This is a genomic window from Bartonella sp. W8167, assembly GCF_016100335.1.
Taxonomy (GTDB): Bacteria; Pseudomonadota; Alphaproteobacteria; order Rhizobiales; family Rhizobiaceae; genus Bartonella; species Bartonella apis.
The window spans coordinates 63,032-80,801 of sequence record NZ_JACFSQ010000003.1 but is presented as its reverse complement, the minus strand read 5'-3'; the positions used below and the strand labels follow the sequence as shown (position 1 = coordinate 80,801).

15 protein-coding genes and 1 tRNA gene are annotated in these 17,770 nt (G+C 45.6%); 8 read left to right on the top strand and 8 right to left on the bottom strand.

The features are described 5' to 3' along the window. Window positions 1-5 precede the first annotated feature (5 nt). Together H3V12_RS09045 and H3V12_RS09040 are read right to left on the bottom strand one after the other, a co-directional pair. The gene (locus H3V12_RS09045; RefSeq protein ID WP_198214416.1) at window positions 6-1,775 is read right to left on the bottom strand and encodes a GMC family oxidoreductase; all 1,770 of its coding nucleotides are present in this window, start codon (window positions 1,773-1,775) and stop codon (window positions 6-8) included. Window positions 1,776-1,778: 3 nt separating this feature from the next. After that, a complete protein-coding gene (locus H3V12_RS09040; protein WP_075869444.1) occupies window positions 1,779-2,495 on the bottom strand; it encodes a gluconate 2-dehydrogenase subunit 3 family protein in 717 nt (238 codons plus the stop codon). Between the two features lie 199 nt (window positions 2,496-2,694). Here H3V12_RS09040 and H3V12_RS09035 point away from each other — a divergent pair, with 199 nt between their 5' ends. Next, window positions 2,695-3,111, top strand: a complete 417-nt coding sequence (locus H3V12_RS09035) for a hypothetical protein (RefSeq protein WP_198214415.1) — start codon at window positions 2,695-2,697, stop codon at window positions 3,109-3,111. Further along, complete coding sequence (gene thiD, locus H3V12_RS09030; protein WP_210326822.1) at window positions 3,095-3,940, top strand: bifunctional hydroxymethylpyrimidine kinase/phosphomethylpyrimidine kinase; 846 nt, start codon at window positions 3,095-3,097, stop codon at window positions 3,938-3,940. The genes H3V12_RS09035 and thiD overlap by 17 nt, the downstream gene beginning before the upstream one ends. Before the next feature lie 4 nt (window positions 3,941-3,944). Here thiD and H3V12_RS09025 read toward each other — a convergent pair whose 3' ends face one another. Beyond that, on the bottom strand, window positions 3,945-4,985 hold the full coding sequence (locus H3V12_RS09025; protein WP_198214414.1) for a GlxA family transcriptional regulator: 1,041 nt from the start codon (window positions 4,983-4,985) through the stop codon (window positions 3,945-3,947). A 60-nt stretch (window positions 4,986-5,045) separates the two neighbouring features. Here H3V12_RS09025 and H3V12_RS09020 point away from each other — a divergent pair, with 60 nt between their 5' ends. After that, window positions 5,046-5,723 (top strand): DJ-1/PfpI family protein, encoded by a 678-nt coding sequence (locus H3V12_RS09020; RefSeq protein ID WP_198214413.1) that lies wholly within the window; start codon window positions 5,046-5,048, stop codon window positions 5,721-5,723. A 197-nt stretch (window positions 5,724-5,920) separates the two neighbouring features. Here the strand turns inward: H3V12_RS09020 and H3V12_RS09015 are convergent, their stop codons facing one another. The 4 genes from H3V12_RS09015 to H3V12_RS09000 form a co-directional block, all read right to left on the bottom strand. After that, the gene (locus H3V12_RS09015; RefSeq protein ID WP_198214412.1) at window positions 5,921-7,423 is read right to left on the bottom strand and encodes a DASS family sodium-coupled anion symporter; all 1,503 of its coding nucleotides are present in this window, start codon (window positions 7,421-7,423) and stop codon (window positions 5,921-5,923) included. 480 nt (window positions 7,424-7,903) lie between these two features. After that, on the bottom strand, window positions 7,904-9,985 hold the full coding sequence (locus tag H3V12_RS09010) for a DUF262 and DUF1524 domain-containing protein (RefSeq protein ID WP_198214411.1): 2,082 nt from the start codon (window positions 9,983-9,985) through the stop codon (window positions 7,904-7,906). Window positions 9,986-10,355: 370 nt separating this feature from the next. Beyond that, the gene (locus H3V12_RS09005) at window positions 10,356-11,060 is read right to left on the bottom strand and encodes an acetolactate decarboxylase (RefSeq protein WP_198214410.1); all 705 of its coding nucleotides are present in this window, start codon (window positions 11,058-11,060) and stop codon (window positions 10,356-10,358) included. A gap of 628 nt (window positions 11,061-11,688) precedes the next feature. Continuing rightward, window positions 11,689-11,763: transfer RNA gene (locus tag H3V12_RS09000), tRNA-Gly, on the bottom strand. Between the two features lie 181 nt (window positions 11,764-11,944). Here H3V12_RS09000 and H3V12_RS08995 point away from each other — a divergent pair. Genes H3V12_RS08995 through holA form a run of 4 tightly spaced genes read left to right on the top strand, consistent with a single transcriptional unit; the run spans window position 11,945 to window position 15,686 of the window. Then, window positions 11,945-12,904, top strand: a complete 960-nt coding sequence (locus tag H3V12_RS08995) for an ABC transporter substrate-binding protein (protein WP_198214409.1) — start codon at window positions 11,945-11,947, stop codon at window positions 12,902-12,904. A 59-nt stretch (window positions 12,905-12,963) separates the two neighbouring features. Continuing rightward, a complete protein-coding gene (locus H3V12_RS08990; protein WP_198214408.1) occupies window positions 12,964-13,860 on the top strand; it encodes an ABC transporter permease in 897 nt (298 codons plus the stop codon). Beyond that, a complete protein-coding gene (locus H3V12_RS08985) occupies window positions 13,853-14,647 on the top strand; it encodes an ABC transporter ATP-binding protein (RefSeq protein WP_075869455.1) in 795 nt (264 codons plus the stop codon). The genes H3V12_RS08990 and H3V12_RS08985 overlap by 8 nt, the downstream gene beginning before the upstream one ends. Window position 14,648: 1 nt before the next feature. Beyond that, entirely contained in the window at window positions 14,649-15,686 is a 1,038-nt protein-coding gene (gene holA / locus H3V12_RS08980) for a DNA polymerase III subunit delta (protein ID WP_198214407.1), read from the top strand. A gap of 22 nt (window positions 15,687-15,708) precedes the next feature. Here the strand turns inward: holA and H3V12_RS08975 are convergent, their stop codons facing one another. Next, window positions 15,709-16,557, bottom strand: coding sequence for a D-amino-acid transaminase (locus H3V12_RS08975; protein ID WP_198214406.1), 849 nt, complete (start codon window positions 16,555-16,557; stop codon window positions 15,709-15,711). A 237-nt stretch (window positions 16,558-16,794) separates the two neighbouring features. On the opposite strand from H3V12_RS08975, the gene H3V12_RS08970 reads away from it, so the two are divergent. Then, the gene (locus H3V12_RS08970; protein ID WP_198214405.1) at window positions 16,795-17,739 is read left to right on the top strand and encodes a glyoxylate/hydroxypyruvate reductase A; all 945 of its coding nucleotides are present in this window, start codon (window positions 16,795-16,797) and stop codon (window positions 17,737-17,739) included. Window positions 17,740-17,770 lie beyond the last annotated feature (31 nt).

Genomic DNA, 17,770 nt, shown 5'->3' with positions numbered 1-17,770 from the left:
TTCTCCTATGCCAAAGACCGCGGGTTTTTGAGGTAATCGGATTTGATATTTTCAAGCATCCAATAGGTCAAAGCACCAAGCGTTCCTGTAGGATTATGCTGGATGTTCTGCGGGAATGCATTGGCACCCGGAACAAACAGATTGTGGTAATCCCAGTGTTGGAGATAACGGTTCAATGCCGAACGTTTGCGATCTGTACCCATAATCGCACCACCCACAGTGTGGGTTGTTTGATAGATGCGGGTATCATATTGCTGGCCTTCTTTCATCGCCGGATTCTGACGATATTTATCAGGACCGATTGCATCGGCAATCTTGTTGATCTTGTCTGTGATGTATTGCGACATCTTGATTTCATTATTGTGCCAGTTAAACGTCATACGCATCAACGGACGGCCGAATTTATCTTTATAAGTCGGATCAAGATCAAGATAGGCATCACGATAGGACATAACCGAACCGTGCTGGCTGATCGACATTGCATGTCCATACCAATCACCAACAGCCTTTTTCCATTCGGCACCCCATGCCGGTGTGCCAGCTGGCAACGGCATATTGCGAATTGGTTGGCCGTTGGTCTGGCCTGACGAAATACGGCTGCCACCGATAAAGCCTTCTTTTGCCATATCGATCTGGTTGAAACTGTAATCATCAAGATAAGAACCGTTACAACCGGTACCGACAAACGGATTGAACACTTTGTCTTTGAAGAACAATGTGCCACCGCCAATAGCAGTCTGGTAGGCGTAATTCCGGCCGATAACACCTTCACCGGTAATCGGGTCATAAGGTTGACCAAGACCGGAAAGCAGCAACAGGTGAACGTTGTTGATCATGAAACCGCCAAGAATAACGAGATCTGCCGGCTGGAAGATTTCTTCATTCTTTTCGTTGACATAGGTAACACCGGTTACAGTCTTGCCGTCTTTGGATTTTTCAATACGCAAAACTTCCGATTTAACCCGATATTCAAAATTCTTATAACGCTTCAAGGCAGCCAGAACGCTGACTTGTGGTGAAGCTTTCGAATAATTGAGGCAGCCATAACGTTCGCAGAAACCGCAATAGTTACAAGGCCCCATCTGCATACCGTAAGGGTTTGTATAAGCCTCGGAAGCAATAGCCGACGGGCACGGAAACGGATGAAGCCCGATTTTCTTTGCACCTGCTGCAAAGAGCCGCCCATTATAAGTATAAGGCAAAGCCGGCATAGGATAGGGGTTCTTGCGCGGGCCTTCGAAAGGATCACCACCTTCCTGAATTTTACCGTTCAGATTGCCGGCAGTACCCGAAACGCCTACGACCTTTTCAAACATATCGAAATGTTTTTCCAGTTCGTCATAGGTAACGCCCCAGTCCTGAATGGTCATATCTTCCGGAATGATATTGCCGAAAGTTTCTTCGATATAGGAACGGGCTCTGAGCTCTTCCGGTTGTGCACGCCATGTCATGCCGTTCCAGTGAATACCGGCTCCACCGACGCCGATACCGGGAAGAAAAGAACCCAATTGGCGATAGGGGAGAGCAACCTGGTCAAGACCTCTGCGAATCGTTACCGTATGATCGCGCGGACGGACAGCAGTACCGAGACGAACACCGTATTTCAATTCGTCAGCAGGCTTCGGATAAGCAAAACTCGGAACGGTGTCGCGGTCTTCACCACGTTCGAGTGCTAAAATTTCCAAACCTTCTTTTGCAAGTTCGATGCCACTGATTGCGCCGGTCCATCCGAGGCCGATGATGACAACGTCTTTCTTCTTCATTGTTTGTGTCATGATTTAAGCCCTTTGACCTGAGAGTGAAACGGGCCCGAGTTTATAAGGAACATTATCCTTTTCGACCCATTCGAGGAAGCTTGCACGTGCACCGGGGAACCCGATGTAAACCCATGCAGCCATGTCATAATTGCCACCATATTGAGGATCGGCGAAATAACCTTCCTTGGTATTCTGCACAAGGAACGAGAAGAAATCGCCAGAACGCAATTCAGCAATTTCGACTTCATCCTTTTCGATACGTTTCAAAGCTTCATCCTGTTTTTCAGCGGGAAGCTCAGCAAAAATTGCACCATACTGTGCTTTGCACCATTCGTTGATCTTCGGAATAGCAATACGATAGGCTTCGGCAGGTGAAGGTTCTGCCTGATAACCTGTGTAACGCGGTGCATCACGATTGAAAGGTGCTTGTCTATACCAGTGGTCCCCTTGCCCCCATGGATCAGCCATTTGCTTATCAATGAAAACCGGAACACGTGCTTCCAAAGCACCGGGTCCTTTCCCGTCTGAAGGGATGATTCGGGCAGTAGCGGCCATCACAAAAGCCCATTCTTCAGCGTTGAAGAAAGACCGCTGATAGTTTTGCAAAGGAACTGGCCCCTGTGGCTGTGCCATAACGTGACGGGCCGATAATGCGGCAGCTGCACATGCTGCTGCCCCAATAAGAAGGCCCCGCCTCGTAATGGACAGGTTGGTTGCGTTCAAATTTTTTCGTGTCATAAATACCTCCACGAGCGAAATACTGTGCCCTCGTTACACGAATTATGGCAAGATTTAAGCAACAAGACCGTGAGCTCCGAAAAAGTGATAAACCTTCAGTTGATTGTCACATTTTTAAACGTTGATATCTTTATCCATTTTCTATTTTTTTGTTTTCGTTTATGCTTCGTTAAAAGTTTGAAAAAGGGGGGATATTCTCGTGAAACAGAATCACTTGATAGTTTTCGTGCTCGCCCCTTTATGGATGGCATGCTCGCTCGTCTTTTCTTCTGCCGGAACCCCGTCCTTCGAACCCGAAGGTCGCTATTGCGGTTTCGTCTTTAATGCCGGTTATATTGTCCGTTCCGAAGTCGTGCTCGGCAAAACTGAAGATGGCCGCTTAATCGGCACCATGACTTATCGCGATGGTGATAATGTCACCAAGGGAACTGTCGAAGAACTTGTAAAAAAGCAAGGTCGTGAACGATCGGTCGAATGGAAAGATAAATATGGTTCCGGGCTTGCCATCTGGAAATTTGACGAAAAATTTGATGAATTTGATGGCCTTTGGGGAACAGGTATGAACGTTCCCCGATATACTTGGACAGGAAAACGCTGCAATGACGTCACCAGTTAAGAAAAACGGAACTGTGATTCCCCGCATTCTTTCAATTGCCGGAACCGACCCTTCCGGAGGTGCGGGAATGCATGCCGATATCAAAACTTTTTCGGCTATGAAAACTTATGCCATGAGTGTTGTCACAGCTGTTGTTGCACAAAATACGCAAGGTGTTCGGGCATTCAAAGCCATGGATGCCGATTTTGTCGCCGACCAGATTGATGCTGTTTTTGAAGACATCAAAGTCGATGCGGTGAAAATCGGCATGGTGGCCAATGCTGCAATAGCTGAAGTTATTGCCGATAAGCTTATCCATTATGGCGCAAGCAATATTGTTCTTGATCCCGTCATGGTGGCCAAAAGCGGCGATTTATTGCTTGAAAACGATGCCATAGAAATTATCCGCAATGTGCTTGTTCCAATGGCTGCCATTATCACTCCTAATCTACCGGAAGCAGCGGTCCTTCTTAAGACAAAACCGCAGTGGTCACTCGAAGAAATGCGCAAATGCGCACCCGATATTCTTGAACTCAAATGTCGTTCTGTGCTCTTGAAAGGTGGGCATCTCAAAACCCCGACGAGCCCTGATATTTTTTGTGACCGCCACGGCGTTATCGAACTTGAAGCACCACGCATTGCAACGAAAAATGACCATGGCACCGGTTGCACAATTTCGGCAGCCATTGCCGCTTTATTACCGACAACGCCACTTGTTGATTCGGTACGTTTTGCAAAACGCTATCTGACCGGTGCACTTGCCGCTTCAAATAAACTCGAAGTCGGACACGGGCATGGGCCTGTTCATCATTTTTATGAATTATGGAAAGACGGGATGACCGGCGATTAAACTGTCATTCCTCCGACAGTCTCGAAAACCGGTCACGATAATTTTGCGGCGATACATGAAGGTGACGTTGAAAAACGCGTCTTAACGTTTCTTCGCTGCCGAAACCACATTGGCGAACTATCTTTTTTATCGACCAGTTCTGTTCAAGATATTGTCTTGCGGCTTCAAGTCGTAAAAGCTCTATGGCTTTGCCCGGTGACGATCCGGTATCACGGGTATAAAGGCGGGAAAAATTCCGTTCACTCATACCACATTTTTCGGCAAGCATGGCAACCGACAAGGGGCGGGAAAGATTTTCCATAATCCATTGATTGAGGGCATTGAATCGTTCGTCCTCGCAATAGAGATCAAGAAGTTCGCTGAACTGGCTTTGTCCACCCGGACGACGAAGATAGACAACAAGTTCACGAGCAACGGATTTTGCAATTTCAAAGCCTAAGTCTTCTTCTACCATTGCCAAAGCCATATCTATACCGGACGTGATACCGGCAGATGTCCAGATTTTGCCATTGCGAATAAAGATTGCATCATTCGTCCATGAAACATTCGGACAATCTTTTTCGAACTCGCTTATTCTGCTCCAATGCGTTGCCGCTTTTTTCCCGTCAAGCAACCCGAGCTTTGCCAAAGCCAGAGAGCCACTACAGACCGATGCAATGCGCGTTGTTTTCCGGTTCATCATATCAATCCATTGAAGCATGGCTTTGTTTCCCGCAAAGCGGTTGATGCCGGGGCCACCGCTGATGATAAGCGTATCGAGGTGATCGGGAGCCCGGAACAAAGGTTCTACTGCCAATTCCAGCCCGCTTGTCGTTCTGATCTTGTCATTTTCGGCAATTGTCAAAAGCCGATAAGGCTTCATACTACCTTCATAAAGGTCGTTGGCGCTGGAAAAAACCTGCATTGGCCCTGTGATATCAAGCAACTGTGCATCGTCAAAGCCGACAATAGCAATAGTTTTTGGTGCAATAGTTTTTGGCGCAATGGCTGCCGGAAAATCAATCGAACCGTTTTTATTTGGCTTAAAATGTGGGGTCTTTGTCATAACTGCCAATTTAGCGTGCTCTATAGTTTTTTGAAACACATTTTAAAAAAGGGATGATCAATGACTGTAAAAGCCGGATTTTTTATTTTTGATGAAATGCAATTATTGGACTTTGCCGCACCTTATGATGCGTTTAGTTCAACTCCTGATATGGAAGTCTCTCTTATCGGCGAAAGCTTGAAGCCGATTACGACGATGGGCGGGTTATCCTTTTCACCCGATCATGATATCAGCACACTTCTTCCGCTTGATGTCCTGTGCATTCCCGGAGGAAATGGCGTCAACCGGTTTCTAAACAACGAGCCGGTTCTCGATTTTATCCGTAAAGAAGCAAATGAGGTGCGCTTTCTCACATCGATTTGTACCGGTTCGCTTATTCTGGGTGCAACCGGCCTACTCAAAGGACGGAAAGCCACCACCCATTGGAGCGCTATGGAATTTCTACCACTTTTTGGAGCAATTCCTGTTGAGGAACGTGTGGTTGTTGACGGTCATATCATAACAGCCGGCGGAATCACTGCGGGCATGGATTTCGGCTTGGTCATTATTGCAAAACTTTTAGGCGAGGACACCGCAAAAAAAACGCAATTGCTCATGCAATATGATCCGGAGCCACCGTTTGATTGTGGAACACCTGAGAAAGCCCCAAAGGCACTGGTAGAGCAACTTCAACAGGAAAATAGTACTGACGAACGCAGAAAACTTATCCGTGAATGGCAAGCAAAACAGAAATCCTGACAAACTATTGCGAACCATAATTTTTAATAGCGGTGAGATAGATTTTCTTTGATATTTTTTCAAAAAAAATGCCGGTATAAAACCGGCATTTTATTTCAACATAAACAGCCTTTGTGCTGCACTATTGTGTTGTTTTTCATAAGAGATGTCGTCTCCACTGATCAACAAAACCATAGAGAGTCAGTCATCTTACAGGCTTACCAATAGCCCAATATTTTCCACCAGATACCGCCGATAATTGCGAAGACCAGAAGATTGACGACACTCATCACAAAACCCACGCCCCACCAGCGGCCGAGGGTCACGTAACCCGAACCGAAAATGATCGGCGATGTACCAGTGGCATAATGGGTCAAGCACATCATGATTGCCGAGGCAGCAGCCATCAGCAACATGAACAAGTTAGTGTAATCAGCGGGAATGAGGTGAACACCAACCATCAGGAAAGCCAGCATCATTGCACTGATGTGAGCAGTCGTACTTGCAAATACGTAGTGGGTATACATGAATGTCAGGATCAATATAGCCATCGCTGCAGGCCAGCTCATGCCACTTGATTCGATAGCAAAGCGCAGTCCGTCAGAGAACCAAGCAATAACACCAAGCTTATTGAGCTGACCGGCAAGCATAACGAGAGCACCGAACCAGATGAGTGTATCCCAAGCACTTTTTTCCTTGAGCACATCATCCCAGGTCAATGTTCCGCACAACAACAGAATGACCAAACCAACAAATGCGACGGCTGTCGGATCAACCGAAAAGGAAGGCCCGAACAATGCGGCCGGAAGACCTGCCCACAACAAAAGCATAATGACGAATGTGAGCAGCATAATAATTTCCGGCGCTTTGATCTTACCCAGTTTCTGCAACTCATCATGGGCAAAAGTGACAGCATTCGGAGTGATTTTCAGTTCTGGCGGGGAGATCAAATAAATGACAAACGGCATAAGCAACATGGCAACAATGCCCGGTACCAACATGCACAGTGCCCAGGTACTCCACGAAAGGGTAAAGCCTTGATGGGTTGCTTCGGCAATATAATTCACAACCAACGGATTTGGAGCTGTCGCTGTAATAAACATGGCCGAGCTGATCGGATTTGCGTGATAATTGACTAGCGCAAGATAAGTACCAACTTTGCCTTGCGTTCCTTTCTGGGGAACAGAATCATAGGCAAGAGCAATCGAACGCATGATCGGGTGGATAATGCCACCGCAGCGTGCAGTGTTGCTGGGGGTAAAGGGGGCAAGCAATAATTCGCAGAGTGCGAGCCCGTAACCGATACCGATTGTCCGTTTACCGAGAAGACGAATGAAATAATAGCCAATTCGCGCACCCAAACCTGTTTTAATCAGGCCACGCGAAACAATGACCGAAATAACAATCAGCCAGATCAGCGCATTGTCCATGGAACCAAGCGCATCGGCGACAGCTTTCGGTGATGTCGGTGATGTCACTTTTGACAACATGACCACCGCAATCGTGATCATCGACATAACGCCAAGCGGCATAACTTTGAGAATAATTCCGAGAATTGCTGCCACAAAAATGGCTACAAAATGCCAGGCTTCGGCTGTTAGACCGGCCGGCTTCGGAGTCATATATAAAGCCCAATAAATGAGCACACAAATAATACCAGGGATAATACGAAAAGGTACGTATTCCGATAGTTTCTGGTTCAGTTTGCTTAGGGATTGCATCAATATAATCCTTTTATGAAGGCTTCTCCAGTAAGGGTGTTATATAGAATATCCCGGTTTGTTGACCAGTTAAAAGCACTGTCACCCCCGCGAAGTAGCTACTTCTTCATATCACTTCGAGTAAAACTGGCAAGAATATGATATTTCCCGCCACATTATCCAAGTTTGAAACGAAAAACAGTGGAATCTCATAGCGATAGGAATGTCGTTATCAGCAATTCTCGCGTAATTGAAACGTTTATAGCCATTTGGACGTAATCGCAAAAATTCTCACTCATAAAACAATAAAACGATGTGCACAGCACATATAGCTTGAAATTCCAACCATCAACCGAACCACGCACATCATTGGCGATTTGATAGATCTCGCGATGCAATGCTTGACGCTATTGTTGGCTTGAAGTCATATTCTTAATTTTCCGAGAAAATATTGTGTTTGATCTAGCGCAAAGCACATGGAGCTAACAAACCCGCTCAAATTCAACCATCGTCGCCCAATTGTTTTTCAAGCGCCTGACGGGCAAGGCCAACCATATAAGGAAGCTGATCCAGCGACCTGAATTTGGCTTCGACAAAACCGGTTCCAAAATGACCAATCTGTGAAATATCACGGCAAAGACCACGTGGGTCATCAAGCTCGTTTAGCTCGATATTGAGGTTCAAAATTAACTGTTTTGATCGCGGCGAAACATCAACAAAATTCGTTTCTGCTTTATAGGCGATATAGTGCTTCAAGAATTCCTCTCGCACATTGTCATCAAGATTGAGTATCTCTTTGCGGAAGGCCTCAAACAATTCCCGTGTAATGCCATTTTGTAAAAGCGGATGATCGGCAATTGTATATGATTTCAAAACCGGTTTTTCCGGTTTGAAACGTTCAAGCGATTCTTCGGATATATCCGGTGCACACCAGATATTGACCGCCTGATCGGCCAAATTTTTCGCCCGCGCTATGATTGTTTTTTCTGTCCATTCGGGAAGTTCACCCAGCCCTTTATTGAGATGGAGCGGGCTTTCGGCAAATCCGCCTCGCATCGTGCGTTTGTCTTCAAATGACCGGTTACCATATTCGGAATTATATCCTGTTAGTGTCAGATTACCGGCCGTATGCAACCATGTTTCCTGAATACGTCGCCAATCTTCCCCAAGCATTTTTTGCCAATCCTTCGGCAATGGCGTTGATTGCGGCATAATATGTTCGATTGTATATTCATTAACGGCGACCCGTTCTTTACGACCAAAGTTTTCAAACCGGCGCAACCAGTAAGACCGACTGCGGAAATGATAAAGATCACGGTGCTGGAAATTTTCTCTGAACTCTTCATTTGTCGGAAAACGTCTATATGATGTCATCAGGCTGAAGGCCGCTTTCACGCTTTCCAGATAGTCACTTTTATCAATATCACGATAAAGCGTTGCAAAGGTTTTATTCAGCGAATTGGTCGGAATCGAACAAATCGCCCTTCGGAACACGTAGGCTTCCACCAGACGAATAATTTCGAGAAAATCACTTTTTCCAAGGATGTCATTAGCGTAATCGTTGTAAACTGGCAGCAAAAAAGGATATGCGACGTCAACTTTAAGTTCGCTCAAATCAAAAAAAGCTTGTGCCAGCTCTTTATCATTTTCCCCTTCAAGAGCCATTGCGCAATAATAGCGGGCAAAGCGCAACATATCATCAACAATCTTCTCGATTGTTTTGATATCATCGGTGCGTGCAAACTGCTTGAAGCCGGCATAAACCTCATCAAGCCGCGGAATCGAACCGGTTTTGACGGTGAGATAATGCCGCATAAAACTGTTGAATTCTGTGTCGTAAGCCTCTTGCCCGAAAAGCTTTTCCATCGGTTGCCAATAGGCACGATAAAGCCGCGTCTGCTGGTCCGGCTCCAATCCCATAAGAAAGAAATTCCGGATAAGGTCTGCCTGCGTCAGTTGCAGACCTGTCGAATTCATACTTTCAAAAATGAGCTGCGGATTATCTTGCCCTCTGGCAAGGGCCACATAAACAATAAGAAGTTTTGCAATTCCCCGACACAGAAGCTCTAAGTTCTGTTCATCAAGTCTAGCAAGTTTCGCTTGGAAATAATGGTAGTTTTCCAAAATACGTTCCGAACCCTCTGCCGGCAAAGGCGTGTTATTAACAAGCGCCAACAATGTATCGCGGTCGGTTTCTGTTAAAAGAAGGCGGTTATGCCGATCTCCATCCTCATATTCATTGACAAGGTAGTAATTGAATATTTTACGAGCCGAAAAACCGTCATAAGGTTCGGTTGTTCCGACAGTTTTCGCAAGTGCCAATAAAAGTAATGTCAAAGTGGTTATTCTCTGTTGACCATCAATCACAAGCAATGGCGCATTATGAGCATCATTATTGGCGATATAGACAACTGTTCCAAGAAAATGTCCTGCATTGTCATTTGCTTTACCGGCGCGCAAAATATCATGCCACAATTGTTCGCATTGTGTTGATGTCCACGAATATTTGCGTTGATAAATCGGAATAATAAATTGGCGGGCATCTTCCAAAAATTTGAGAAGATTAACGTTGCCAGCATCCATTTTCTGTTCTCCCCGGTAGTCATTGCGGCTTAAACGAAATGGAACCTATTGTCCAGATTTGTGTAGCATTTGATGGGAATAGGCAAAATGCGAAGCTGATCATCGTGCCCGCGCAAATGTGAAATTTTGCAAGTGAAGCCAACAAACAAACATGGGGGTCGATAATAACCTGTAGCGGCTTCAAATATTGATGAAAATCGGCATGCCATGACTGTAGACATAAAAGGCAGGAGATTATTGTGAATAGAGGGGACAAGCAGTGATAAAAATTCAGGTAAGTAAATATCTTACAACTTACTCACCCGATATAAAAACACATGGCAAAATTTAAGGCTTTCCAACCGTTCTGATAAAACGAATGGCACACGCCTCAATTTTCGAATTGCTTGATGATTTTGTCCATATCGGCAACTTTCAAATCATGATCGAGATAGGCTTTTTTATCGGATAGTTCGATATCCAAACCGTATTTGGTTTCATAAGACAACGTACCTTTATCAATCGAAAAATCGATCACATGGCCACCCGTTGTCCGGTTTTTGTCAACAAAATGAACATGAAATCCGGCAACCGAAACATTCTGGAAAAATTCCGGTGTCCAGAACCCGATAAGTTCTCCTTCAATGTCTTTGATATCTTCAACGATTTGGTGTTCGGCCACTTCCATTGCGTTTTTAAAATGTTGATCAAGCTCCCTCGGTCTCCGCACCTTCAAATGATCGAATTTGCCTTCCAATTTTATTGCAAGAAACACATTATCGAATTTCAGATGTTTCGAAAGTTCATCATATAATGTCGCTTTCGAAACGTGTGAAATTGCAAAACTCGCCTCGGGGGCAAATGTCGTAATTTGCGCGAATGGCATTCTTTCAGTGTCATCCATTATTCGTAATGGTCTGTTACCTTTGGCATCCCAAAAATGACAACAATCAATAATAGCTTCTCCGGTCAAACCTTCCGAACATCCCAAACCGAAATTTCCATGTTTTTTAATTTCCGATATCGGAAATAAACCATCAAAAACTCCCATCATAAGAGCATTAACGCCTGAAAATTGGGTTATCTTTTTTGTCATTACATATTGTTCCTGTTTTGCAACCTGCCAAAGCTATTTCGGCAAAATTCATTCTTTGAAAATAACTGCCTTCTACATAGCAATCACACTCGAAAGTTCAATAATAGGTTGTTTTGATAGTTGCAAATGTCTCGAGGAGAGAAGCGATCTGTCAGACAAAACATGTGTTCTTCGACAGTTTTAATCGTTCGACACAGTTCGTTTATTATGAAAAAATCGGACTGTCAGACTTGATTATTGATTGACAAGTCGTTTTACGGTCTTTCACTTAACAAAAAATTCGAAAAGGGGGGGGTGAAATTCGCAAACAGGTTTTTCAGAGAAATTACATCTTTTACGAAAACGATTTCGTTTTCAAAATTTCTCATTCAAGCAAGAAATAAAACGTCTTTTCAATGTCAATCGAATCGGAAAGCATTTTAGATCGGTTTCGCATGAAATTTTCCATGAAGATTCGTCGACTGACGAATTTCCGCTTCAATCTGACGCTTTAAAGCGGAAGCCGGAAAATCTCGATAAACGCTGTCTTGGATAAAACACGAAAGCGCGCATATTGAAATGGGCTCTTCAAGCTTGTGGCAAGGCCCCGTGCACGCAAAATATCTTTATATTCAAATTTCGGGAAAATTGGAGCGGGCGATGGGATTCGAACCCACGACCCCAACCTTGGCAAGGTTGTGCTCTACCCCTGAGCTACACCCGCTCACAAACCGGAAGCGCTTCGCTTCGGTCGTGCCTATATGACCCAACCTTGCGACGATTGCAACATAAAAAATAAAATTCTTTCAATATTCGTTTTTCATGCTTTAAAAATCGTTGAAAATATTGATTTCCGGCTATGGCTCCAATAAAGCTTTTAAGAGGTTTTAGAGGGAGAAGTGATTATGCGTCGTTTGGTTCTGGCAGCCGCAGCAATTCTGGCATTGGGAAATTTTTCTTTTGCAGCCGATAAAGTGAAAGTCGATATTACACAGATTGTTGCCCATCCGGCTTTGGATGCCGTGCGCAAAGGCGTAGAGGATGTCCTTACACAAGAGGGTTACAAGAATGGCGAGAATCTCGTTCTCAACTTCCAATCAGCGCAAGGAAACATTTCCACAGCAACCCAGATTGCCCGCCAATTTGTCGGAGACAAGCCGGATGTGATTGTTTCCATTGCAACGCCTTCGGCACAAACCATGCTTGCAGCAACCAAAAACATACCGATTGTTTTTTCGGCTGTTTCAGACCCTGTTGAAGCAAAGCTCGTACCGGATATGAAGAAACCCGGTGGAAACATTACCGGCGTATCCGACCGCTCGCCGGTTGAAGAACACATAAAACTCTTGAAAGAAATCAAACCTGATCTGAAAAAACTCGGCTACCTTTATAATGCTGCCGAGGCAAATTCGGTTTCGACCTTGAATGTTTTGAAAAAGCTTGCAGAAAAAGACGGCATCGAAATTATCCCCTCGGCTGCACCGAAATCATCCGACGTACAGGCAGCAACCCGCGCCCTTATTGGCAAGGTGGATATGATTTATGTGCCGACAGACAATACAATTATCTCGGTGCTTGAAGGTGCAACGAAAGTAGCAGCCGAATCAAAAACACCGCTTTTTACGGCTGATCCGAGTTCGATCGGGCATGGTGCCTTTGCAGCCCAGGGAATCGATTATTATGATTCGGGGCTCGAGACCGGTAAACTCGTTGTTCGTATTTTAAAAGGTGAAAAACCCGGTGACATAGATGTTGTCACACCGGAAGGGAAAAATGTGGCGATTGACCTTCAAGCTGCGGAAAAAATGGGAATTACGATCCCCCAACCGGTCCTTGATCGGGCGGCAAAAATTATCAACAAGTAAGGTATCCTGACGGTGGAATTTTTCGATACTGACATAATTGCAAGCGGGGCTATTGCCTCATGAGTATGTTTGCCTTTACCGGTGCTGTCGAGCTCGGGCTTGTTTATGCGTTTGTCGCTATCGGAGTCTATTTATCGTTCAGGATTCTCGATTTTCCGGATTTGACGGTGGACGGTTCGTTTCTGTTAGGCTCGACCGTCTGCGGTGTCATGATATTGTGCGGTTTCAATCCGTGGTTTGCCATGTTTTCGGCTTTGATTGCAGGAATGATTGCCGGACTTGTTACCGCTCTTTTAAATTTGAAATTCGGCATTCTGAACCTCCTTGCATCCATTTTGACGATGTCGGCGCTCTACACCATCAATCTTCGCATCATGGGGATTATGGGGGTATCTAATGTCAATCTTGGTTTGGCAGATACCGCACTCACACCGTTTTATAATCTGTTCGGATTGCCGGATATGATTATCCGCCCGCTTTTCGTCGGTATTCTCGTCATCATTGTTGCTTTTCTTGTCTGGCGTTTTCTGGAAAGTGAAATCGGCCTTGCCATGCGGGCAACCGGAACGAATCAACATATGGCGAAAGCTCAGGGAATCAAAACCGCGCTTCTTATCTATGCCGGTATGGGATTATCAAATGGTCTCGTTGCTCTTGGCGGGTCGCTTTATATCCAGACCGCTATTGCAACCGATATTACGGGAGGTGCCGGAACCATTGTGTTCGGGCTTGCTGCCGTTATTATCGGCGAGACATTGTTCAGAACCCGAAATCTTTTACTGATTATCATAAGCTGCATTGTCGGTTCTGTCCTCTATCGTGTTGCTGTGCAATTTGCATTTGAAGGCAGCAGTCTTGGCATTGATACATCGACAGACTTGCAGCTTATTACCGCTTTGATTGTGGTATTGACTCTTGTTTTGCCGCATTATCTGGGGGCAAAAAAGCATGATTGAACTGCAACACATCGGCGTTACATTCAAAGCCGGAACACCACTGGAAAAACAGGCGCTTATCGATCTCAACCTAAAAATAGAGCGTGGCAGTTTTGTAACCATTATCGGTTCCAACGGTGCTGGCAAATCGACCATGCTTGGCGTTCTCGCCGGAGATATCTTGCCCAATGAAGGCAAAGTGATTATCAACAATATTGATGTTTCAAGAAAATCGACTGCCGAACGGGCGGGTATGATCGCACGGGTTTTTCAGGATCCGCTAGCAGGAAGTTGCGGGTCACTCACTATTGAAGAAAATCTCGCCCTTGCCGCCCGTCGTGGAAAAAGGCGTGGGTTGCGATCGGCTTTGACAAAAGAAAATCGCGAAATATTCCGCGCACGCATTGCCGCTCTCGGTCTTGGACTTGAAGACCGCATCCAGAACCGGATGGACAGTCTTTCGGGCGGGCAACGTCAGGCTTTGGCTTTGATTATGGCCACTCTTTCGGATGCCGATGTTTTGCTGCTTGACGAACATACGGCCGCACTTGATCCGGGAATGGCCGAATTTGTTATGAAACTGACTGAAAAAGTCATCAAGGAAAACAATCTGACCACTTTGATGGTTACCCATTCTATGCGGCAGGCACTTGATTATGGTGATCGTACTTTTATGCTGCATGGTGGAAAGGTGATACTTGATGTGCACGAAGAAGAACGCAAAGGTCTTGATGTGAGCGACCTTGTCGGCATGTTCCAGAAGGTCAGAGGTGAAGCGCTCGACGATGACAAGCTGCTGATGGATTAACATGGCGCAGAAAAAAGCACATGAGGTCGACGGTTTCCTTTCACGTTTACAAGCGCAATACCCCATTGTTCTGATTTACGGTCCCGATAAGGGGCTCGTTTCCGAACGGGCGTCGAAATTTGCCAAGCTCACCGGCGTCAAACTTGATGACCCGTTTTCCAATATCAGGCTTGAAGCGGCCGATCTTGAACGCGACCCTACGCGCCTTCTTGACGAAGCCCATACGGTCTCGCTGTTTGGCGGAAAACGGCTCATCTCGATAAAAAACGCCGGCAATGGACGAAATCTCACCGAAGTCGTCAAAAAACTTGCAAAAACCGGCCTTGAAAATGTTTATCTGATGATAGAAGCCGGAGACCTTAAAAAAGGTGCGGGCTTACGCTCCGCTGTGGAAACGGCAGCGTCAGCCATGGCGCTTCCCTGTTATGCCGACGATGCACGCTCGCTTGAAGGGCTGATTGATCAGGTTCTCGGTGAATATCACCTTGCTATTTCGCTTGAAGCAAGAAAATGGCTCAAAGAAAGTCTGGGGGGAGACCGGCTTATCTCGCGTAGTGAATTGGACAAGCTTTGCCTTTATGCAATGGGCAAGGACGAGATTACACTTGATGATGTAAAAGCTGCCGTCAGTGATGTAAGCGGCCTCACTTACGATGAAATTATCGATGCTGTGCTCATTGGTGATCTTGTCGGCTTTAACAACCGTTTCGACCGTCAGGTTGCAACCGGCAATGCGCTTTTTTTGATATTAAGCGCTGCCCAGAGACAATTCCAACAATTGCAAATTTTACGCCAGCAAGTGGAAGTCGAGGGGAAAACGCCCTCTTCCGCTATTGCTTCAGCGCGTCCGCCTATTTTCTTTCGCCGACAAAAAGTTATGGAACAGGCACTTACCCGTTGGACATTGAAGCGGATTGCGGAAGCGATGGAGCGGCTACAAAAAGCCGTTCTTGAAAGCAGAGAAAATACAGCTCTTGCCGAACCGATTATCCGGCAGGCACTTCTGGCGCTTGCTGTTCAATCAAGGCGCCAGAACTAATTTCCGATATTAAACAAAAGCTCTAACTGCGTTTGACGTGTTCGATATAAAGCTCACGTAAGCGCAATGTTACTTTTCCGGGCTTACCATCGCCAATTTTACGCCCGTCAACGCTCAAAACAGGAGCTGCAAAATTGGTGGTCGAGGTGATCAGCGCTTCACTGGCGGCATAGGTTTCTTCCAATGTAAAAAGCCGTTCTTCGACGTTAATGCCGTTTTTGCGGGCAAGTTCGAGAATGGTACCGCGGGTAATACCGGGCAAAATGGAGTGATCCAACTGACGGGTTATGAGTGTTCCCTGACGATCGACAATAAAGAAATTGGACGAGGTTGCTTCGGTCAGATAGCCATCCTCGACATAGACAGCATCGTCAACGCCTTCGGCATGGGCGTGAGTCTTGGTCAGAGACGAATAAAGAAGCTGCGTCGTCTTGATGTCGCGGCGGCACCAGCGGCCCTCTTTCACCGATATCATTTTCAACTGCGGCATTTTTTGAAGATTTTTGACAATGCCTGTCTGGGTGAACATGAAAAGGCAGGGCTTCAATTCGCTATTGTCATAAACAAAATTACGATCCCCCGCGCCACGCGAAACCTGAAGATAGACAGTGCCGTTATCAAGACCGTTTCGCTTGATAAGCTCGCGATGAATATCGAGAAATTCATCTCTATCCACGTTGAATTCTATCTCCAGCGCTTTCAGAGAATTTTTAAGCCTTTTGATATGTCCGTCAAAGTCGAGAAACTTTCCGTCAAGAAAAGAGGTGACTTCATAAACGGAATCGGCAAACATGACAGACCTGTCAAAAATTGAAATCCGGGCATTTGTTTCATCAAACCAATCGCCGTTGACATAAACGGTGCGTGTCATTGTATTTTTACCTCTTCAACATCATTCACCAGCGAAAAACATTTATCATGCCGGAGAGAATCCGGATATTCCGATTTTAGAAACCGGAAGCCTTCAACTCTTTCCGGACGATCATTTTCCGCGTTTAAAAATCACTATGGAATTTTGGCTGAACTTAAGGCAGATTTGACCGGGCAGCAATAGCCGAGATGTCGCGGCCAATCATTTCGTGCCGCTTTTTCATAAGGAAAATAACCGATGGCAGAACCGATTGCTTTTGTCAGCCGTAGCGCACAAACCGATAGAGATAGTTGGTTAAAAATCCTGTCCGAAAATTTGGGCGATGAAAAGATTGTAGATTTCAACGATTTGAAACCGGAAGATTATGGCGCAATCGAACTTGCCATTGTTGCAAACCCTGATACCGACCAATTGAAAAAACTGACAAATCTGAAATGGATACAAAGCCTGTGGGCAGGTGTCGAACGGATGGTGAAGGAATTACCCGAAAACGCGCCACCGATTGTCCGGCTCGTTGACCCCGCTTTGACCGAAGCCATGGCCGAAGCTGTTCTTGCATGGACACTTTATTTAACCCGCGATATGCCGCGCTATCATCGCCAGCAACAGGAACGGCTCTGGCAAGCACATAGCTATAAGCCTGCATCACAATGGAAAATCGGCCTTCTTGGTTTAGGTCAATTGGGAAGAGCTGCGGCAAAATTGCTTAGACTTACCGGATTTCAGGTAAATGGTTGGTCAAAAAGCCAAAAGACACTCGATAATGTCACATGTTCGAGTGGAAAAGCCGGTTTTATACGACTGATTGAAACAAGCGATATTGTCGTTCTCCTTATACCGCTCACCAATGAAACAACGGGGCTTCTCGGAAAAAACGAATTTGCCCATATGAAAAAAGGAGCAAGCCTTATCAATTTTTCCAGAGGGCCTGTTATTGATACAGATGCTCTTGTTGACGCTCTTAATAAACATGAGCTCGATCATGCTGTTCTTGACGTTTTCGACCAGGAACCTTTGCCGCCCGATTCGCCCTTATGGCAGAATGAAAATATAACCGTACTTCCCCATATTTCGGCACCAACGAACAAAGAAAGTGCTGCAAAAATTGTAGCAAAAAATATAGCTCATTGGCGAAAAACCGGAAACTTGCCGCCCACAGTCAACCGGATACGCGGCTATTAAAATAATATCTAGACAAAGCTCCGGAAAAACC